15 protein-coding genes are annotated in these 19,428 nt (G+C 72.5%); 12 read left to right on the forward strand and 3 right to left on the reverse strand.

From position 1 onward, the window contains the following. Positions 1-23: 23 nt before the first annotated feature. From OG989_RS13495 to OG989_RS13530, 8 genes are all read left to right on the forward strand, one after another. Entirely contained in the window at positions 24-293 is a 270-nt protein-coding gene (locus tag OG989_RS13495) for a phosphopantetheine-binding protein (protein WP_225851889.1), read from the forward strand. Beyond that, complete coding sequence (locus OG989_RS13500; RefSeq protein ID WP_327030687.1) at positions 286-4,116, forward strand: amino acid adenylation domain-containing protein; 3,831 nt, start codon at positions 286-288, stop codon at positions 4,114-4,116. Before OG989_RS13495 ends, OG989_RS13500 begins: the two co-directional genes overlap by 8 nt. After that, the gene (locus tag OG989_RS13505; RefSeq protein ID WP_327030688.1) at positions 4,113-5,594 is read left to right on the forward strand and encodes an MFS transporter; all 1,482 of its coding nucleotides are present in this window, start codon (positions 4,113-4,115) and stop codon (positions 5,592-5,594) included. The genes OG989_RS13500 and OG989_RS13505 overlap by 4 nt, the downstream gene beginning before the upstream one ends. Continuing rightward, a complete protein-coding gene (locus OG989_RS13510) occupies positions 5,591-6,619 on the forward strand; it encodes an ABC transporter substrate-binding protein (RefSeq protein WP_151452487.1) in 1,029 nt (342 codons plus the stop codon). Before OG989_RS13505 ends, OG989_RS13510 begins: the two co-directional genes overlap by 4 nt. A 5-nt stretch (positions 6,620-6,624) precedes the next feature. Continuing rightward, positions 6,625-7,725, forward strand: coding sequence for a FecCD family ABC transporter permease (locus OG989_RS13515; protein ID WP_327030689.1), 1,101 nt, complete (start codon positions 6,625-6,627; stop codon positions 7,723-7,725). Then, positions 7,722-8,501: an ABC transporter ATP-binding protein gene (locus tag OG989_RS13520; protein WP_151452489.1), complete on the forward strand. Its 780-nt coding sequence runs from the start codon at positions 7,722-7,724 to the stop codon at positions 8,499-8,501. Before OG989_RS13515 ends, OG989_RS13520 begins: the two co-directional genes overlap by 4 nt. Positions 8,502-8,764: 263 nt before the next feature. After that, a complete protein-coding gene (locus OG989_RS13525) occupies positions 8,765-9,340 on the forward strand; it encodes a sigma-70 family RNA polymerase sigma factor (protein ID WP_151452490.1) in 576 nt (191 codons plus the stop codon). Between the two features lie 544 nt (positions 9,341-9,884). After that, positions 9,885-11,084, forward strand: coding sequence for a histidine kinase (locus OG989_RS13530; RefSeq protein ID WP_151452491.1), 1,200 nt, complete (start codon positions 9,885-9,887; stop codon positions 11,082-11,084). Here the strand turns inward: OG989_RS13530 and OG989_RS13535 are convergent. The 3 genes from OG989_RS13535 to OG989_RS13545 form a co-directional block, all read right to left on the reverse strand. After that, positions 10,980-11,576, reverse strand: coding sequence for a response regulator transcription factor (locus tag OG989_RS13535; protein ID WP_425858299.1), 597 nt, complete (start codon positions 11,574-11,576; stop codon positions 10,980-10,982). The genes OG989_RS13530 and OG989_RS13535 overlap by 105 nt on opposite strands. A gap of 138 nt (positions 11,577-11,714) precedes the next feature. Next, entirely contained in the window at positions 11,715-13,184 is a 1,470-nt protein-coding gene (locus OG989_RS13540) for a SagB family peptide dehydrogenase (protein WP_151452492.1), read from the reverse strand. Between the two features lie 44 nt (positions 13,185-13,228). Next, positions 13,229-15,535: a TOMM precursor leader peptide-binding protein gene (locus OG989_RS13545; protein ID WP_327030690.1), complete on the reverse strand. Its 2,307-nt coding sequence runs from the start codon at positions 15,533-15,535 to the stop codon at positions 13,229-13,231. 290 nt (positions 15,536-15,825) lie between these two features. Here OG989_RS13545 and OG989_RS13550 point away from each other — a divergent pair, with 290 nt between their 5' ends. From OG989_RS13550 to OG989_RS13565, 4 genes are read left to right on the forward strand one after another with little or no spacing between them, the layout of a single operon-like run. Further along, positions 15,826-16,854 (forward strand): AfsR/SARP family transcriptional regulator, encoded by a 1,029-nt coding sequence (locus tag OG989_RS13550; RefSeq protein ID WP_192581223.1) that lies wholly within the window; start codon positions 15,826-15,828, stop codon positions 16,852-16,854. A 55-nt stretch (positions 16,855-16,909) separates the two neighbouring features. Beyond that, a complete protein-coding gene (locus tag OG989_RS13555) occupies positions 16,910-17,482 on the forward strand; it encodes an FcoT family thioesterase (protein WP_151452495.1) in 573 nt (190 codons plus the stop codon). A 37-nt stretch (positions 17,483-17,519) separates the two neighbouring features. Beyond that, positions 17,520-19,088, forward strand: a complete 1,569-nt coding sequence (locus OG989_RS13560; RefSeq protein WP_225851891.1) for a fatty acid--CoA ligase — start codon at positions 17,520-17,522, stop codon at positions 19,086-19,088. Positions 19,089-19,093: 5 nt separating this feature from the next. Beyond that, positions 19,094-19,420 (forward strand): hypothetical protein, encoded by a 327-nt coding sequence (locus OG989_RS13565; RefSeq protein ID WP_327030691.1) that lies wholly within the window; start codon positions 19,094-19,096, stop codon positions 19,418-19,420. Positions 19,421-19,428: the final 8 nt, after the last annotated feature.

Here is a 19,428-nt window from a genome sequence, read left to right on the forward strand (position 1 = left end):
GCGTCGACCGTCGGATCCCACCGGTGTCCACATCGCACGAGGTCGAGAGGCATGACGTGGCAGGTCAGTTGACGGCGGCGAGGATCAGGGCGGACGTCGCCGAGATGCTCCACCGTCGCCCGGACGAAAGTTTCGACGCGGAGGATCTGTTCGACTGCGGCCTGGACTCGGTGCGGCTGATGACGCTCATCGAGCGGTGGCGCGACGCCGGCGCCGAAGTCAGCTTCGTCGACCTGGCCGAGCGGCCGACGGTGGAGCACTGGGTGAAGCTGCTGGTGGGCGGCGATGGCTGAGCCGCTGCCGCTGGGCGCGGCCCAGGAGGGCATCTGGACCGGTCAGCAGTTCGACCCGGACAGCCCTGCCTTCAACACCGCCGAGTACGTGGAGATCCGCGGCCCGGTCGACGCGCGGCTGCTGGAGGCGGCCGTGCGCGGGGCCGTCGGCGAGGCCGAGGCGCTGAACGTGGTGTTCGAGGAGGACGCCGACGGACGCCCGTGGCAACGTCCCCGCGACGACGGGTCGTGGCCGCTGCACACCATCGACACCAGTGCCGAGGCGGATCCGCTCGCCGCCGCGACGGCCTGGATGCGCGCGGACCTCGACACCCCCGTCGACCTGCGCAAGGACCCGCTGTTCCGGCAGGCGTTCCTCCGGCTCGGCCCGGACCACCTCCTGTGGTACCAGCGCGTGCACCACATCGCCCTGGACGGATACGGGCTGTCCCTGGTCGCCCGCCGGGTCGCCGAGCTCTACACCGCCCTCGTCGAGGGCCGGGACCCCCCGCCCCGGACGTTCGGGGCGCTGGCCGCCGTGGTCGACGAGGACCGGGCCTACGCCGACTCGGACAGGTACGCCGCCGCCCGCGAGCACTGGACGTCCCGGGCGCAGGGCAGGCCGGCGCCGGTGGTGCTCGCCCGCCGCACCGGGAAGCTGGCGCGGACGGTGCTGCGCGCCACGGCGGACCTCGACACCGCCGGCATCGACGCGTTGAAGGCGGTCGCGAAGGCCACCGGAACCACGTGGAGCGAGACCGTCATCGCGGCCTTCGCGGCGTACCTGCACCGGATGACCGGCGCGGACGAGCTGACGCTCGCGCTGCCGGTCATGTCGCGGCTCGGTTCGGTGTCGCTGCGGGTGCCGTGCATGGTCACCAACGTCGTGCCGCTGTGGGTCCGCGTCGAGCCCACCGCCACGCTGGCCAGCCTCACCGGGCAGGTCGCGGCGGAGCTGCGGGCCGGGCGCCCGCACCTGCGCTACCGCTACGAGCAACTGCGCCGCGACCTGCGGATGGTCGCCAGCGAGCGCAAGCTGTTCGGCCCGTCGGTCAACATCATGCCGTTCGACTACGGCCTGCGCTTCGCCGGGCACCGGGGCGTCGTGCACAACGTCAGCGCCGGGCTCGTCGAGGACCTGGTGGTCCACGTGTACGACCGGGCGGACGGCAGCGGGCTGCGCATCGTCCTCGACGCCAACCCGAACTGCTACGACGACGAGGAGCTCACCGGTCACCTGACCCGGTTCCTGGCCTTCCTGCGCCGCGTGACCGACGCCGCCGACACCCCGGTCGCCGACGTCGACCTGCTCCTCGACGGCGAGCGCCGGCTCCTCCTGGAGGAGTGGAACGACACGGCTCGGCCCCTGCCGGCGGTGACCGTACCCGCGCTGTTCGCGGCACAGGCCGCCGCGACGCCGGACCGTACGGCGCTGGTGGCCGGCGACGCCACGCTGACCTTCGCCGAACTCGACCGCCGCGCCGACCGCCTCGCCCACCTGCTCGTCGCCCGGGGGGCCGGCCCCGACCGGCACGTGGGGCTCCTGCTGCCCCGCACCTCCGAGGCGATCGTGGCGCTGCTCGCCGTGCTCAAGGCCGGCGCCGCGTACGTGCCCGTCGACCCGGACCTGCCCGCCCGGCGGGTCGCGGCGATGCTCGCCGACAGCGCGCCGGTCGTGCTGCTCGCCACCGGGGCGCTGTGGGCCGGGCACCGGCAGTCGGAGGTCCCGGTCCTGCTCGTGGACGCCCCCGCGACCGTCGCGGAGCTGGCCGAGGCGCCCGACGCGCCCGTACCGGACACCGGCCTCGCGCCGGAGCACGCGGCCTGCCTCATCTACACGTCCGGCTCCACCGGCGTGCCGAAGGGCGTCGTGGTCGAGCACCGTGGTCTGGTCAACCTCTTCCACCACCACCGCGACACGATGATCCGGCCGGCGGCCGCCGGCCGGGTGTGCCGGGCCGCGCTGTCCGCGTCGCTGTCGTTCGACACGTCGTGGGAGGGCCTGCTGTGGCTGCTCGACGGCCACGAGCTGCACTTCGTCGACGACGACCGGCGTCGGGACCCCGCCGCGATGCTCGACTACGTCGACCGGCACGAGATCGACTTCATGGACATCACCCCCACGTACGCCGAGGAGTTGGTGGCGAACGGCTTCCTCGACGCCGGCCGGCACCGGCCCGCCGTGCTCGCGCTCGGCGGCGAGGCCACCGGCCCCGCGCTCTGGACGGCCCTGCGCGACGCCGGCACGACCGTCTACAACCTGTACGGCCCCACCGAGTGCACCGTCGACACCCTCTGGTGCCGGCTCTCCGAGAGCGCCGACCCGATCGTGGGCAGGCCGCTGACCAACACCAGGGCGTACGTGCTGGACCCGGCGCGCGGGCTCGTGCCGCCGGGCACGGTGGGCGAGCTGTACTTCGCCGGGGCGCCGGTCGCCCGCGGCTACCACGACCGTCCGGAGCAGACCGCGGAGCGGTTCGTGAAGGATCCCTTCGGGCCCCCGGGCAGCCGGATGTACCGCACCGGCGACCTCGCCCGCTGGCGGCGCGACGGCACCCTGGAGTTCCTCGGCCGCGCGGACGACCAGGTCAAGATCCGGGGCTTCCGCATCGAGCCGGGGGAGATCGAGGCGGTCCTGCTGGCCCACCCCGCGGTCGCCCAGGCGGCGGTGGTGCCCCGCGAGGACGCGCCCGGTCAGGTGCGGCTCGTCGGCTACGTCGTGCCGGTGGGCGACGCCGCGCCGGAGCCCGCCGCGCTGCGGCAGTTCGTGGCGGAGCGGCTGCCCGACTACATGGTGCCGCCCGCGTTCGTCGCGCTGGAGGCGATCCCGCGTACCACGAACGGCAAGCTCGACCGCGCGGCGCTGCCCGCGCCGGACCTGACCGCGACCGTCGGCGGCCGCGCGCCCCGCGACCACCGCGAGGCGGTCCTGTGCGGTCTCTTCGCCGACCTGCTCGGCCTGCCGGAGGTCGGCATCGACGACGACTTCTTCTCGCTCGGCGGGCACTCCCTGCTCGTCGCCCGGCTGATGGGCCGGGTACGCGCCGAGTTCGGCGTGGAGATCAGCATCCGGACGGTGTTCGAGGCGCCGACCGTCGCGAAGCTCGCGCCGGCGCTCGCCACGGACACCGCCGGCGGCTCGACGGAGGTGCTGCTCCCGCTGCGGACGCGGGGGAGCGGGCCGCCGCTGTTCTGCGTCGCGCCGGCGACCGGGCTGGCGTGGTCGTACGCCGCGCTGCTGGCGAGCCTGCCCGACCGCCCGGTGTACGGACTCCAGTCGGTCGCCGCCGCCGGGTGCGCGAGCGTCGCCGACCTGGCCGCCGACCATGTGCGGCGCATCCGTGAGATCCAGCCCGCCGGGCCCTACCACCTGCTCGGCGCCTCGTTCGGCGGCCTGGTGGCCCACGAGATGGCCACGCAGCTCGCGGAGGCCGGCGAGGCGGTGGCCCTGCTCGCGCTGCTCGACTCGTATCCGGTGCCGGCCGCCTGGCGGGAGCTGCCGCCGCCCGCCGAGCACGACGCCGCCGCCGCCGTACTCGGCCAGGCCGTGCTCGGCGGCCTCGACGAGGCGCAGCGTCGCCTCGCGTACGACGCCTTCGCGCGCAACTCGCGGCTCGCCGCCGGCTGGACGCCCCGGCGCCTCGGCGGCGACGTGCTGGTCGTCGAGGCGACCGAGGGCAAGACACCGGACTGGCCCGGCCCGCGGAGCTGGGAGCCACACGTCGACGGGCGCATCGACGTGCACCGGCTGGACTGCACCCACGACGGCATGCTCGCCGCCGGTCCCCTGGCGCGGGTCGGCGCCGTACTCGCACCTGTCGGCGATCATCGGAGGGCAACATGAGCGAACGGCGTGAGTGGCTCGGACTCGGCGCGGTTCTCGCCGCGACGTTCATGACCCAGGTGGACGGCTTCGTCGTCAACGTGGCCAGCCCGTCCATCCAGCGCGACCTCGACGCGGGCTTCGACCAGATCCAGTTCGTCGGCGCCGCGTACGTGATCGCCTTCGGGGCCCTGATGGTCACCGGCGCGCGGCTCGGCGACCGGATGGGCCACCGCACGGTGTTCCTCTGGGGCGTCGCCGGCTTCACGGTGACCTCGTTGCTGTGCGGCATCGCGCCGGACGCCGACCTGCTCATCGTGGCCCGCTTCCTGCAGGGCGCCACGGCGGCGTTCATGGCACCCCAGGTGCTCGCGATCATCCGGGCCACGATGCAGGACCCGGAGCGGCTGGCGAGGGCCATCAGCGTCTACGGCGTGGTCATCGGCCTGGGCGTGATCAGCGGCATCGCGGGCGGCGGTCTCATCGTCGAGGCCGACCTCTTCGGCCTCGGCTGGCGGCCGGCGCTGCTCGTCAACGTGCCCGTCGGGATCGCGATCCTGGCGTTGGGCGGGATCCTGCCGCGTACCGTGCCGAAGGCGCCGCACCGCCTCGACCTCGCGGGCGCGGCGCTCACCATCGTGGCGGCGCCGGCCCTGCTCGTGCCCCTGGTCTTCGGGACGGACGGCTCGCCGTGGCTGTGGCTCGGCGTGCCGCTCGCCCTCGTCCTGGCCGTCGTGCTGGTGCGCCAGCAGCGGCGCCTGCATCGCGAGGGCGGCGAGCCGCTGTTCCCGCCGCGGGTCGTCACCGCCCCCGGGATGCGGCTGTCCCTGGTGACCGTGCTGGCGCTGTTCGCCACGAACTCGGGGCTCTTCCTCGTGTTCACCTACTACCTGCAGACGGGGCTGCGCTTCACGCCGCTCACGGCGGCGCTGATGTTCGTACCGCTCGGGATCGGCTTCTCGCTGGGCTCCGCGGCGAGCCGCCGGGTGGCACGCCTGGTCTCGGCGCCGACCCCGGCCGTGGGCTGCGGCCTGCTCGCCGCCGTCCTGCTGGCCAGCGCGGCCGTCGTCCAGGCGCCCGAGTCCGCGCAGGCGCCCATGCTCGTCGCGGTGGTCACGCTGGCCGGTTTCGGGCAGGGCCTGGTCGTCTCACCCCTGGTGGCCGGGATCCTCGGCCGGGTCAGGCCCGCCGAGGCGGGCGCGGCGTCCGGCATGGCGACCACCGTGACGCAGTTCGGCCTGGCGCTCGGGGTCGCGGTCGCGGGGGTCTGCTACCGCACCGTGCTCGGCGCGACGCCCGGCGACCCCGACGTGCCCTTCGCCGACCACGCGACGGCCTTCGCGGTCACCGCGCTCCTGCTCGCGGCCTCCGCGATCTGCGCCGGCCTGGTCAGTGTCCGTCTGCACCACCTGCCCAAGCCCGCGGCCGCGGCAGCGGAACCGGAAGAGGCGGCGGCGCCGTCGCCTGTCGCCACGTCAACTGCTCGGAGGACCGGATGAAACTCAAGCGACTCCCCCTCGCGGCGGCCGTCGCCGCCCTGCTTCTCACGACGGCATGCTCGACGGCCAAGAGCGAGGCCGGCCAGTCGAACGACCCGCCGAAGGCGGGCTACCCGGTGACGATCAGCAACTGCGGCAAGAAGTACACCTACCAGCAGGCGCCGAGCCGCGTGGTCGTGATGAACGGCGGGTCGGTCGCGGAGGTCTCCGCGCTGCTGGAACTCGGCGTCGCCGACCGGATCGTCGCCAACGCGCAGTCCTACGGCGCCTCCGAGGTCGACGGCCGGGTCGACGCGATCAAGAAGCTGCCGACGGGCAACATCAAGCTCAACGACATGTCGGACATCCCGCGCGAGGCCATGATCGGGCTGACGCCCGACTTCGTGATCTCCACGTACGACGGCGGCTTCCGCGCCGAGGCGGGCTTCGCCACCCGCGACGACCTCGCGGCCGTGGGGGCCAACACGTACGCCCCGAAGAGCTCGTGCGGTGAGGTCGGCACGGTCTCCGGCACGCCGACCGTCGAGGACAGCTACGCGCTGCTGCGCGACCTCGGGGCCATCTTCGGGGTGTCCGAGCGCGCCGAGAAGATCATCGCCGACTCGAAGGCGCGCATCGCCGAGGTCGGGACGAAGACCGCGAGCCTGCCGAAGCAGAAGGTCATGCTGATCATCCCCGGCATGGCGATGGGTGGGGAGTTCAGCTCGGTCGGCGGCAACGGGATCTGGAACGACATCATGGCCAAGTCGGGTGCGGTGAACGCCTTCGAGGGCGCCACCGACCAGATGTTCGCCAACCTCTCCCGCGAACAGGTCGCCAAGGCCGACGTGGACGTCCTGCTCGTCGTGAACTACATGTCGAAGGATCCGGACGCGGACGCGAAGAAGCTGCTCGCCCAGTTCCCGCAGTGGGACGCGGCGAAGAACAACCGCTACGTCGTGTTGTCCGACTCGATCTACCTCGGCCCCAGCAACCACCTCGCGGTCGCCAAGATCGCGCAGGCCGCGCACCCCGAGGCGTTCTGAGCGCCATGACCACCTTGTCGCGTTCCACCAACGGCCGGGTGTCGGCCGCGCCGAAGCGCCACGCCACCCGGCCGGCCCCCCTGCACGGCGCGCCCCTGCCGCTGTGCCTGCTCGTGCTCGGCGTACTGCTGGTCGTCCTGATCCTCGTCGCGGCGGCCGTCGGCTCGGTGCCGGTCTCCATCGGCGACACCGGCCGGATCGTCTGGGCGCACCTGACCGGGGCGACCCCCGCCGTGGACCCGGCCCACGACCAGATCGTCTGGACCTTCCGGATCCCACGGGTGCTGCTGGCCGCGCTGTGCGGCGCCGGGCTCGCGGTAGCGGGCGTCGTGCTGCAGGCCCTCGTGGCCAACCCGCTCGCCGACCCCTTCATCCTCGGGGTGTCGGCGGGCGGCTCGGTCGGCGCCGTCACCGTGATGGCGCTGGGCGCCGGCGCGGCCGGCGGACTCGGGGTGTCGGGCGCGGCGTTCGTCGGCGCGATGCTGGCGGTGGCGCTGGTCTTCACCCTCGGGCAGCAACACGGCCGGCTCAACCCGGTCCGGCTCGTACTCGCGGGGGTCGCGATCAGCTACGTGTTCACCTCGATCACGAGCCTGCTCCAGTTGCAGACGACGCCCAACAACATGCGCCAGATCATGTTCTGGCTGCTCGGCAGCGTCGCGGGCGCCCGCTGGGAGCAACTCCAGGTCGCGGGCGTGGTCGTCCTCGCGGTGACCGTGCTGCTGACCATGTACGCCCGGCAGTTCAACGCGCTCGTCACCGGCGACGAGTCGGCGACCGCCCTCGGGATCGACGTCAAGCGGCTGCGGATCGTGTCGATCGTCCTGACGTCGCTGCTCGCGGGCGTGCTCATCGCCGTGGCCGGCGGCATCGGCTTCGTCGGGCTGATGGTGCCCCACCTGGTGCGGCTCGCGTTCGGCGTGGACCACCGCCGGGTGCTGCCCCTCGCGGCCCTCGTCGGCGCGGTCTACCTCGTGATCGTCGACCTGCTGTGCCGGACGGTCGACCCGCCGAACGAGTTGCCCCTCAACATCCTGACCGCCCTCTTCGGCGCACCGTTCTTCATCTGGCTGATGCGCCGGGATAGGAGCCTGTCCCACTCATGAAGCTTCAGGTGCAGCAGGTGTGCGTCTCCATCGGTGGTACGCCGATCCTCCGCGACGTCAGCATGGAGGTCGCGCCCGGCGAGGTCGTCGGCCTGATCGGCCCCAACGGCAGCGGCAAGTCCACGCTCCTGCGGACCATCTACCGGTCGGTCCGGCCCGCCGGCGGGCAGGTGCTGCTCGGCGACGAGGACGTCTGGTCGCTGTCGGCGCGGGCGGCCGCGCGGCGGACCGCCGCCGTCTTGCAGAACAGCCCCACCCCGCCGGGCCTGACCGTGCGGGAGGTCGCCGCGCTGGGCCGGACCCCGCACAAGGGGGTGTTCGACCGCGAGACGGCCGACGACAACGACATCGTCGCCGACGCGCTGGAGCGCACCGGCATGCTGGGGCACGCGGACCGGATCTACGGCTCGCTGTCCGGCGGTGAGCGGCAGCGGGTGCTGCTCGCCCGGGCGCTGGCCCAGCAGCCGCAGCTCCTGGTGCTCGACGAGCCGACCAACCACCTGGACATCCGGGCCCGGTTCGAGCTGTTGGAACTGGTGCACACGCTGGCCGTCACCACGCTGGCGGTGCTGCACGACCTGGACCTCGCGGTGCGCAGCTGCGACCGCCTCGTCGTGCTGGACCGCGGGGAGGTGGTCGCGTCGGGGCCGGTGCTGGAGGCGCTCACGCCCCAGGTGCTGTCCGGGGTCTTCGGGGTCACCGCCGAGACGGAACGTCACGAGGACGGGGTCGTCCGCGTCACGTACGGCGCCCGGCCGCTGGCCAAGACGGGCTGAGCCGGGTGCGGCGGACGTGCCCGCCGCCCGGCCGGATCCGGCCGGGCGGCGCCCCGACGGGCAGGCGGCGCGCCCCGGGCGCGCGGCCCCCGTCGGGCGCGCGCCCGTCGCCGCCTTCACCGCGCCCGTGCGCCGCGCGGTCCCCGGGACGCCCGGCACGCTGGCCGAACGGTTCCATCGAATTCTGGTTCCCGGCGATGAGGCCGACTGGACTGCCACTGGAATCCCTTCTTCTCGGCATCCCGCATGGTTACCGTGAATTCATGTCGGAGCCACTGGAAGAAAGCGCGGTCACGGCTCTGGCCCTGGCCGTCGGGCGCGGCGACCGTTCCGCGGCGGATCCTCTCGTCCGCAGCACGCAGCGTGACGTCTGGCGATTCCTGGTCTACCTGGTCGGGTACGCCGACGCCGAGGACCTGACGCAGGAGACGTTCGTCCGCGCGCTGGGCAGCGCGCACCAGTTCACCGGGCGCCACCACGCACGGTCCTGGCTGCTGGCCATCGCGCGGCACGTGGCCGCAGACCACTTCCGCGCCGCCGCGAGCCGGCCCCGGATCGTGTCCGACCAGGACTGGCAGGCCACCGCGGAGCGTTCCGCAGCCCACCACCTGCCCGGCCCGGACGACACGGTCGCGCTCAACCTCGCGGTACGCACGCTGCCCGCGGCCCGCCGTGCCGCGTTCGTGCTCACCCAGGTCGTCGGCCTCGGCTACGCGGAGGCGGCCGCACTGTGCGGCTGTCCCGTCGGCACGATCCGCTCCCGCGTCGCGCGGGCCCGCCGCGACCTCGTGTCGGTCCTGGCACCGGCCCCTCGGCGGCGTCCGGCGCTGCCCCGGTAGGCCCTCGCCACCGCGCGGCGGTCACCGCGTCAAATGTCCCTACTAGAGGATATGACGTGACGGTGGCAAATGTTCCCTAGCATCGATTAGGACCCTTTCGCGCTGCGGCGGCCAGGGGTGGACGGCTTGACGGCCGTCATTTTTTTGTGGAAAGGTCGACCCTCAAGGGGGAAGGTGTCCGTAAGGGCACATCGCAATTCGGGGCCGGGAATCCGTCAAAAACGTTTGCGTTGCGTAACAACTCTGTGGGGTGCGACGCCTGTCGGCGTCCGATCGGCCGCACCGGGTTGTTGCGCGGGTCGACGAGGCATTCCCGCCCTCGGGTCGATCACTGGGGAGTGTGTCGTGGTTGTTGGATCGACGCCCGCTACCGGGCATCGCGGCTGGCGGGGGGCCGGCCACACCGGGTACGGGGCCAGTTGGCCTCTGGGCGTACGCTGGCTGCGCTAGAACAAACGAGAGCGCTGCTGCCGTGAACCTCTCCGTCACATCAGGGCGCTCATCATCGCGAGGGGCCGCGCCGCTACCGGCGCCCCGTCTCGCGATGGGCGTCGTCACCGCCGTCTTCGCAAGCATCAGCCTCATCGGCTTCATCCACGTCATGTTCCTGCCGGTCGGTCCGGTGGCCATCGCGCTGTCGTTCACGTGCATCGCCGTCCTGATGGCGATGCAGTTGCTGTGGTACGGCCGGGACAACGGACGCCTGCGCACGCCGCTGGGCTACGGCGTCCTCGCCACCCAGGCCGCGCTGGTCTATCTGCCGATCCTGACCTTCGGGCAGGCGTGGGTCGGCATGCCGGGCTTCCTGGCCGGCAGCGTGCTGCTCGTGCTGCGGGCGGTCACGGCGTGGGTGACCTTCGTCCTCATCGTCGCCTCGATGGCCGTCGCACAGTGGATCTTCACCCGTGCGCCGATCGACATGCTCTACACCGCGATCTCCACCGTCACGACGGGGCTCGTGGTGTACGGGTTGTCCCGGCTGACCGCCCTCGTCGTCGAGGTGCAGGAGAGCCGTGCGGAGATCGCCCGCATGGCGGTGCTGCGGGAGCGGCTGCGGTTCGCCCGCGACCTGCACGACCTGCTCGGCTACAGCCTGTCCGCCATCTCGCTCAAGATCGAGCTGGTGCACCGGCTGATGGAGAAGTCGCCGCAGGAGGCGAGCGACCAGCTGCTGGAGATCCTGGAGATATCGCGGGTCGCCCTCTCCGACGCGCGGACCGTCGCCAGTGGCTACCGCGAACTGTCGCTGGAGGAGGAGTGCCGGTCCGCCGTGTCCGTGCTGTCCGCCGCGGACATCCAGGTGCGGCTGGACAGCGACCACCTGGACCTGCCGGTCCAGGTGAGCACGGTGCTCGCCACGGTGCTGCGGGAGGGGGTGACCAACATCCTGCGGCACAGCAAGGCCAAGCGCTGCGACATCACCATCCGGCAGACGCAGGACGACGCCTGGATCGAGATCGTGAACGACGACCTGGCCGTCGGGCCGCCCAGGGACCCGGGCAGCGGGCGGAACGGGCTGCGCAACCTGTGCGTACGCGCCGAGGAGATCGGCGGCTCGCTGACGGTCGACCAGCAGCCGGACCAGTTCCGGCTCTGCGCCCGGGTGCCCCTGCGGCTGGAGCGCCACGGGGCGTCCCGGTCACAACCAGCCGGCCTCCCGGGCGACCCGGATGGCGTCGACGCGGTTGCGCGCGGAGAGCTTGTTGACGATCGTGGTCAGGTAGTTGCGGACGGTGCCGACTGACAGGAACATCTGTGCCGCGATGTCGACGGCCTGGAGTCCCTCCGCCGTGAGGCGGAGGACTTCGGTCTCGCGCGCCGTGAGGGGGCACTCGGCGCTGTCCCAGGCGGACATCGCGAGTTGGCTGTCGACGACCCGGCGACCGGCGGCGACGCTGCGGATGGCGTCGACCAGCTGCTCGGTCGGGGCGTCCTTCAGCAGGAAGCCGGTCGCCTTCGCGGACAACGCCCGGCGCAGGGTGCCCGGTCGGCCGAGCGCGGTCAGGACCAGGGTGCGGATCTCCGGCAGGTGGGCCTGGATGTCGGCGATGGCGGAGAGCCCGTCCTTGCCCGGCAGGTCGATGTCGATCACGGCGACGTCGGGCCGGAACCGCCGCGCCATGGGGAGGATCTCCGTGCCCGAGGCGACCGCGGCGACGACCTCGATGTCCGGCTCCAGGTTGAGCAACGCGACCAGCGCATCGCGGACCATGTGCATGTCCTCGGCCAACAACACCTTGATCAACTTGGCATCCCCTGTCGGGCCGGCGCAATTAACCCCGTTCTATCACGCGCCCGCACACATCCTGAATGCTGTTTTCGCGCCCACGTGCGAAGCGTCGCCGAGCCATTTGCCGACGGTCGATCGACCCATTCACATTCCGTGCACGCCCAGGTACTCGTCGTTACAGGACATGTCGTTTTCGGGTAGTCCGATGGCGAATTCGCCGACCCCGACCTCCGCCGGCCAGTCGAGCCCGAACGCCGATGCGGAAACCCTGGCGTCGCCCATGGTCAGGGCGCACGTGGCGAGCCCGAGCATCGTGGCGACGAGGCAGAGCGTCTGCTGGAGCATGCCGACGTGCTTCAGGGTGGTGGCGTAGGAGATGCTGTCGTACACCCAGGAGAGCCTGCCCACCCGCGCGGTCATGGTGATCAGCACCGGCGGGGGCCGCCGGTCCCCGACGGACACCCGGGCGTTGACGAGCATCTCGTCGATGTCCGCCGGACTGGCGTTGACGAGGGTCAGCGCGTGCTCGACCGGGCTGTAGTGGTAGATCCCGCGCCGCAGGTCCGGGCAGCGGTCCACCGTCAGGTACAACTCCAGCTCGTACAGCGAACCCGCGCTGGGATACGGCCGTCGCGTCACCGTGTACCGCACGTTGTCGGGAGCCGTGGCCACCGTCTGCATCCGGACCCGCGCCGCGTGGAACAGCAGTTCCCCGAGTTCGCGGGTCGACGGCGCCGCCTCGGCGAACGCGCGGGTGGACCGGCGCCGGTCGACGGCCTCGGTGAGCGTCATCCCGTGCGGAACCGAGACGGGCGGCCGGTACATCGGGATCCGCGGCCCGGCGGGCGCCGGCTTGACGGCGGCCGGGGGCGGCAGGGTCGCGAGGTGACGGAACGTCGCGCCGGCGGGGTCGTCGTGCGTGCCGAGCCTGCTGCGCGAGTGGAACAGCAGGTCGTACGGCGACCACATCGCCAGCGTGGGGTCGGAGTCCTCGTGGAACCGCGACGTGCCGGCCTCACCGACGACGACCATGCCCGTGCCGACCAGGTAGGCGACGATGTCGGCCACCCCGGGCAGCGCCAGGCCGACCCGCCGCGCCACCTCGACGACGGTGGTCGCGCGGGGGAGCGCGCCGAGCACCAGCGACACCTGCGGCCGGTGCAGCACCACCCGGTGGTGCGACAGCGGGGACTCGAGCACCAGCTCGCCGTCCCGCTGGTGGGCGAACGCGAAACGGGACAGCCTGACCGGTTGGTCCTCGGCCACCTCCGGCAGCTCGAACACCCCCAGCGGGGACACCGGCTGGACGGACAGCAGCGGCACCGGCGAGTCCCGCGAGCCGAGCGAGCGGACTATCCGGCCGGGCAGCCGGTCGAGGACCGACCGGAGGGCGCGCCCGTCCAGCCCGGCGACGTTGCCGAGCGCGACCGGCCCGTAGGTCATGCGGTGCAGGACCTCCTCGACGGCGGGCGCGGGGCGGCCCACCGGGACGTCGCCCCAGCGGGTGAGGATGGTCAGACTGCCGTCCTCAGCCGTCTCGATGGTCACGTCGTCCCGGAAGGACCACAGCGACAGGCTCGGTCCGGGGCGGGACGTGTCGGCGTCGGATGGCAACCTGGCTCCTCGACGGGCGTGGCTGGGGCCACGTGCACCCCGCTCTACACGAAAAGTGGTATCGGGTTGAGGTTCTCGTACTCCGTGGGGCGGTCGAGCCTGCCGAGCTGCACCGGGACGTCGAACAGTCTGCCCGGCGCGAACCTCGCCCAGAAGCCGCGCATCCCCGGCACGATGGCCTTCACCACGGGGAGCCCGACGTCCGGGCGGGTCTGGTCGAGCACGAGCACGTCGAGCCCCAGTGCCTCCAACCTGTGCTGCACCGAGCGGACGTCGGCCAGCAGATCGTCCGTCGGGGTGTGGCGGTAGTCGGCGAGCCGGCGCGCCGGCACCGCCGGATCGGGCCGCAGGTAGGCGTCCCCGGCCCAGGTGGCGGTGCGCCACCACCGTACGGCGTCCGGATCGGACCAGCCGTACCCGCCGTCGTCGTCGCCGCCGACCTCCGCCACGGTCGGCATCAACTGGTTCATCTCGGTGAGCGCGCGGACCAGCGCCGCCCGCGGGTCGGGGTGGGTGCCGAAGCCGAACATGATGTCCTCGCACCGCTTGTCGGTGCGCCGGGACAGCGCGGCCATGGTGGGGATCCCGACGTCCGACGACACGTCCAGCACCCACACCTCGCGGTGCAGGCCCGCGTAGACCTCCCGCAGCTCGTCGATCCAGCGGTCGCGGAAGCTGTCCAGGTCCACCGCGGGGGCCTGGGTGCGGTTGTACCACCAGAGGGCCACGGCGTCGCGCTCCACCACCTCCAGCAGGCCCTGGAGCAGCGCGTCCTCCAGGCTGCTGCCGGCGGCGTTGCCGTTGGAGTCCGCGCACAGCGACATGCCGCCGTGCTGCTCCGGCACGTTGAAGTAGAGCATCGAGGTGGGCAGCAGGCGGTGCCGCTGCTCGGTGAGCGACCACACCGGCGTCCAGCTCGTCACGGCCGCGTCGTCGAACGGCGCGCACACGTACTGGAACGGCGAGCAGGTGGCGTTCCAGCGGTCGCGGTCGGCGTACTGCCGCTCGTCGAACAGCAGGCAGTCGTCGGGGTGGACGGCGGTGCCCGCCAGCTCGGTGTAGCTGCCGGTGACCCGGGCCTCGTCGCCGTGGAAGTACGCGCTGTGCCGCTCGATGGCCTCGCACAGCGCGCTCACCTCGGCGTGCACGGGAGTCACGCCCTTGCCGCCGTTCTCGGCCCGCAGCGCGAAACGCATCTGCTCCGCGTTCCTGCGGGTGGTCATCGCGAGATTCGGGCCGGAGCGGAACGAGTTGAAGAAGGCCGGGCCCCGCCCGTCGCGGGTGATCTCCTTGACCACGCCGCTGACCGGGCTCACCAGGTGCCCGTAGTCGCGCAGCACCCGCTCCGGCGGCAGGGCGCGGTGGCTGCCGCCGCTGCGGGACGCCTTCGGCCGGCTGCGCAGCGGCACCGGACGGAACGCCCGGTCCCGCTCGATGCCGGGGTCGCCGCACTCGGGGCACTGCGGCCGGGCGCGCACCTCGTGGTGGGCGCCGCGCAGGGTGACGCTGTCCAACGTCCACACCGTGCGCTGCCCGTCGTGCCGGAGCCCGGCCGTCCACTTCGCGGCCTCCAACGCCACCAGGTGCAGGGCGGCGGCGCCGAGCGGGGGCAGCGACACCGGCGGGGTGCCGATCTCCGTGTCGGAGCCGACGACGGCGCGCAGGCGCGTCTCGGCCTGGCGGTGGCCGCGCAGCCGGTGCCCCAGGCAGTGCCAGCACCCCGTTGCGGCGGCGGGGTCGAACACGGGCCCCACCCACACCTGTGCGCCGCCCGGCTTCGCGAGGAGCCAGGGCCGGCCTGCCGCGCGATGCGCGGCGTCGACGGCAGCCAACCCCTCGTCGAGGTAGTCCTCACAGAGCACAATCGATAAGTCGGCGGGCGGGGCCGAAAAGTTCCCGGACACCGGCGTCACCGTCAACCCGGCCGCGCGCAGCGCGTCTGTCGCCGCCACGGCATCCGCCGCACGGCCGCCGACGCGGACGAGGTCGACCCGGGCGGCGGCGGTGGCCCGTACGGCGGCGGTGGGGTCCAGACCCGCCGCCTCCCAGTACGCGAGCGCGGGCTCGTCGGCCTCCGCCTCCCGCGCCGGCCGCAGCGTCACCAGGCCGGCGTCGACGAGCCGCCGGACGACCGTGCCGATCTCGGCGGGCGACATTCCGGCCGGACTGTCCCGGACGAGTTCCGCCAGGTCACGGGTGCCGTCGAGCAGCGGGGCCAGGGCCTCGACGTGCGCCCCGCTGACCGAGGTCGCGCCGCGCTCGGAGAGCAGGTAGACCGCGTCACCGCGTACCACGTGGGCCCGCAGGTGCCGCTTGAACCCGACGCGCAGCTGTGCATCCCCACCCGACATGGCTGCTCCCTGCTCGACCAGTGCCGCTCCAGCGACACTCCAGCGTGCCTCCAGCCAGCCTCGCGGCAGCGCAGGCTGCGGGCAAGTGCCGCGGTCACATGCTGCCCCCTCGTTTGGTCATGCCCGTCCATGACGCGGTCACTATCGGCTCGACCTTCGCTTGGAATAGCGTGGAAGCCTGTCCTGACTCCCCCTGGTCGGAATCGTCGCTCCCGTCACGGAACCAGTCGCCGACGCACTCGTCGGCGGTGGAAAGTGCGGTGGATCCGACTGATAGCGAGGTCGGCGAAATGATTACCAAGTTTGCGGAACTGGGATCGATGTCGCACGAGGAGAAACTGACGCTCCTCGCCGCGTTGCTGGAGTCGGCGGCCGAACCCGCGACGGAAGTCCGGCGCCCCGAGCCGCCGCCGGTCGTGCCACCACGGCACCCGGCGGGGAACCCGCTCGCCGGGCTGCGGTTCGAACTGCTCGGCCCGCTCGTCATCCGGCACGACGGGGTCGACATCGCACCGAGCGCACCGAAGCTGCGGCTGGTCCTGTCCGCGTTGCTGTTCAACGTGAACCAGCCGGTCGGCGCGTCGGTGCTCGTCCGGGAGCTGTGGAGCACGGGGGCGCCCCGCACCGCCCACGCCACCCTCCAGACGTACATGTTCAAGGTGCGCAAGCTCTTCCGCGGCGTGCTCGGCGGCTCCGTCGAGGACATCGCGCGCGACGTCCTGCTCACCTGCTCCGGGGGCTACACGCTGCGGGTGGACCCGAAGCAGCTCGACATCGTCGAGTTCGACGAGCTGGTCACGGCGGGCACCGCGGCGATGCACGCGGGCGACTACGAACAGGCGGGCGCGCACCTGCGCCGGTCGCTGGCGCTCTGGCGCGGCAACGTCGTGCACCAGGGCCAGTGGGGCCCGCAACTGCGCGCCCAGGCCGCGCGGCTCGAGGAGCGGCGGTTCTACGCGTACACCACCAGGATCGACGCCGACCTCTGCCTGGGCCGGCACCGGGAGGCGACCTCCGAGCTCGCGTCGCTGGTCGTGGAGCACCCGCTGCACGAGTCGGCGCACACGATGCTGATGCTCGCGCTGCACCGGTCGGGGCGTACGCCGGCGGCGCTGGAGGTCTACCTGCGGTTCCGGCGGCGGATGATGAACGAACTCGGCATCGAGCCCTCGGAGCGGATCCAGGCGCTGCACCTGGCGCTGCTGTCGACCGACCCGCTGCTCGCGGACCTGTCGCTCACCTCCGACATGCTGCTGGACCGGCTCGTCGGCCGGGTCCGCCACGGGCGTCGGCTGAGTTCTTCCGCTGTTACCGGCTGATGGGCCGGCCGCGATTACCTTCAATTTCGCACTCGTGCGCAAAGGAGGAATAGCAATGACCACATCGCCGGTGAAGAACAGTGCGCCTATCGGGCGTGCGACATTTGCCAACGACCCGGGACTGCTTTCGGACGTGCTGCGCCCGTACGCGAGGCCGAAGACCCAGTACCTCAAGTCCGCGACGGTCACCGTCGCCAACGGGCTGGCGAGCGCGGAGGGCGAGTTCGCCATCCCGTACCCGTGCTACATCGACGACACCGGTCACCTCAACTCGGTCGAGGTGAACATCTGCTTCAACCAGCTCATGTACTACCTGATCGCCAAGTGCGTCCAGGACCGGGCGGTGCCCGCGCTGGCCGCGTGGACGATGGAGGACTACTGGGCCAAGCAGCTGCCGGACATGCTCATCGCGAACTTCACCAGCAGGTTCCGCCGGCCGATCGACTCGTCGTCGTTCCACGGCGAGGTCTCCTTCGCCGAGTTCAGCGAGCGCAACCGCAGCAAGCCGGTCCAGATCATCGACATGCCCTGGCGCTTCTGGGACACCCAGGGTGGCGTCGCCGACGGCGAGGTACGGATGGCGCTGGTCAACCCGCCCGGCATGCGTTTCCAGGCCGACGCGGCGTGAGCCGCCTCCACCCGTACGTCCCCTGAGGAGGACCCCGGTGACTGTTCAGTTGCGCACCCTCGTCGACGTGGTGCGCAGGCACGCCGTCCAGCAGCCGGACGTCGTCGCCATGGTCTGCGAGGGCCGGCGCGTCGACTACGCCACCCTGCACCGCGTCAGCAACCAGGTGGCGCGCGCCCTCCAGGCGGCGGGCCTGCGCCCCGGGGACCGCATCGCCTACCTGGGCAGGGAGTCCGAGCACTACTACGAGCTGCTCTTCGGCGCCGCGAAGACGGGCGTGGTGCTGGTGCCGATCAACTGGCGGCTGGCCGCCGGCGAGGTCGAGCACATCCTGCGCGACTCGGGCGCGGCCCTGCTCTTCGTCGACTCGGACTCGGCCGCCGTCGCCGAGAAGCTGGCGGCGGAACTGCCGACGCTGACCGGGGTGGTCGGGCTCGACGAGCCGGGTGCCGCCGGGGCCGGCTTCACCGCCTGGGTGTCGGCGCAGCCGGACGCGAACGTGCTGGCCAGGGTCACCCCCGACACGCCGCTGGTGCAGATGTACACCAGCGGAACGACGGGCCTGCCGAAGGGCGTCGTCCTCGCGCACCGCAGCTTCTTCGCGGTACGCCAGGCGCTCGCCTCGGCGGAGCTGGACTGGATCGACTGGCGCGAGGGCGACGTCAGCCTCGTCGGCATGGCCGGCTTCCACATCGGCGGCCTGTGGTGGGCGACGCAGGGCTTCGTGTCGGGCGTGACGAACGTGGTCATGCGCGAGTTCACCACGGCGGGCGCGGTCGAGCTGATCAGGACGCTGCGCGTCACCACCGCCTGCCTGGTGCCCGCGATGCTGCGGCTGCTGCTGGCGGAGCCCGGCGTGTCGAAGGAGGACTTCACCTCGCTGCGCAAGGTGGTCTACGGTGGCGCGCCCATCTCGGCGGCGCTGCTGGCCCGCTGCGTCGAGGGCTTCGGCTGCGAGTTCGCCCAGATCTACGGGCTGACCGAGACCGGCAACACGGCCATCTGCCTGCCCCCGGCCGACCACACGCCGGACAGCGGCCGGATGCAGGCGGCGGGACGCCCCTACCCGGGCTTCGAGGTCAAGATCGCCGACAGCCGGGGCGAGCCGCTGCCGCCCGGCGAGATCGGCGAGGTCTGGTTGCGTACGCCGGCGGCGATGGTCGAGTACTGGAACCTGCCCGAGGCCACGGCGAAGACGCTCGTCGACGGCTGGGTCGTCACCGGTGACGCGGGGGTGCTGGACGAGGACGGCTACCTGTTCATCCGGGACCGGATCAAGGACATGATCATCGTGGCGGGGGAGAACGTCTACCCGGCGGAGGTCGAGCACGTCATCGGGCGCCACCCGCTGGTCGCCGAGTCGGCCGTCGTGGGCGTGCCGGACGAGCGCTGGGGCGAGGCCGTGCACGCGTTCGTGGTGCCGGTGGAGGGGCAGCAGCTCACCGAGAGTGACCTCGCCCTGCACCTGCGCGGCAAGCTCGCCGCCTTCAAGCAGCCCCTGCACTACGAGTTCATCGACCGGGTGCCCCGCAACCCCAGCGGCAAGATCCTGCGCCGCGAGCTGCGCGAGCGATTCTGGCAGGGTCACGAGCGCAGGGTGAGCTGATCGCGATGACCACCGAGCGCGAATGCCGCGCCCCGCTGCACCGGCTGCCCCGGCCGGCGCGGCGGCGCGGCGCCACGCTGCTCGACGCCCTCGCCGAGGTCGTCGCCATCCACCGCACGACGATCGCGGCGCCCGGCGGGACCGGACGCCGCGAACTCGTGGCACGGGGCGTCGCAGACCACGCGCGGGTCGTGGGCGGCCCCGGCCGCGCACCCGACCTCGGCCTGGTCGACGAGGCCGTCCGCCCGGAGGACACCCGGGCCCGTCCCGTGTCCGCGCTCGCCGCCGGCCCCGTCCGGCGGCGCGGCGCGCACGGGCACATCCCGCTCTAGCACACGAT

The organism is Micromonospora sp. NBC_01740, assembly GCF_035920365.1.
Taxonomy (GTDB): Bacteria; Actinomycetota; Actinomycetes; order Mycobacteriales; family Micromonosporaceae; genus Micromonospora; species Micromonospora reichwaldensis.

Coding starts and splice junctions, on each gene's coding strand:
- OG989_RS13500 (WP_327030687.1), top strand. CDS start 286: ATGGCTGAGCCGCTGCCGCTGGGCGCGGCCCAGGAGGGCATCTGGACC.
- OG989_RS13505 (WP_327030688.1), top strand. CDS start 4,113: ATGAGCGAACGGCGTGAGTGGCTCGGACTCGGCGCGGTTCTCGCCGCG.
- OG989_RS13510 (WP_151452487.1), top strand. CDS start 5,591: ATGAAACTCAAGCGACTCCCCCTCGCGGCGGCCGTCGCCGCCCTGCTT.
- OG989_RS13515 (WP_327030689.1), top strand. CDS start 6,625: ATGACCACCTTGTCGCGTTCCACCAACGGCCGGGTGTCGGCCGCGCCG.
- OG989_RS13520 (WP_151452489.1), top strand. CDS start 7,722: ATGAAGCTTCAGGTGCAGCAGGTGTGCGTCTCCATCGGTGGTACGCCG.
- OG989_RS13525 (WP_151452490.1), top strand. CDS start 8,765: ATGTCGGAGCCACTGGAAGAAAGCGCGGTCACGGCTCTGGCCCTGGCC.
- OG989_RS13530 (WP_151452491.1), top strand. CDS start 9,885: ATGGGCGTCGTCACCGCCGTCTTCGCAAGCATCAGCCTCATCGGCTTC.
- OG989_RS13545 (WP_327030690.1), bottom strand. CDS start 15,535: ATGTCGGGTGGGGATGCACAGCTGCGCGTCGGGTTCAAGCGGCACCTG.
- OG989_RS13550 (WP_192581223.1), top strand. CDS start 15,826: ATGATTACCAAGTTTGCGGAACTGGGATCGATGTCGCACGAGGAGAAA.
- OG989_RS13555 (WP_151452495.1), top strand. CDS start 16,910: ATGACCACATCGCCGGTGAAGAACAGTGCGCCTATCGGGCGTGCGACA.
- OG989_RS13565 (WP_327030691.1), top strand. CDS start 19,094: ATGACCACCGAGCGCGAATGCCGCGCCCCGCTGCACCGGCTGCCCCGG.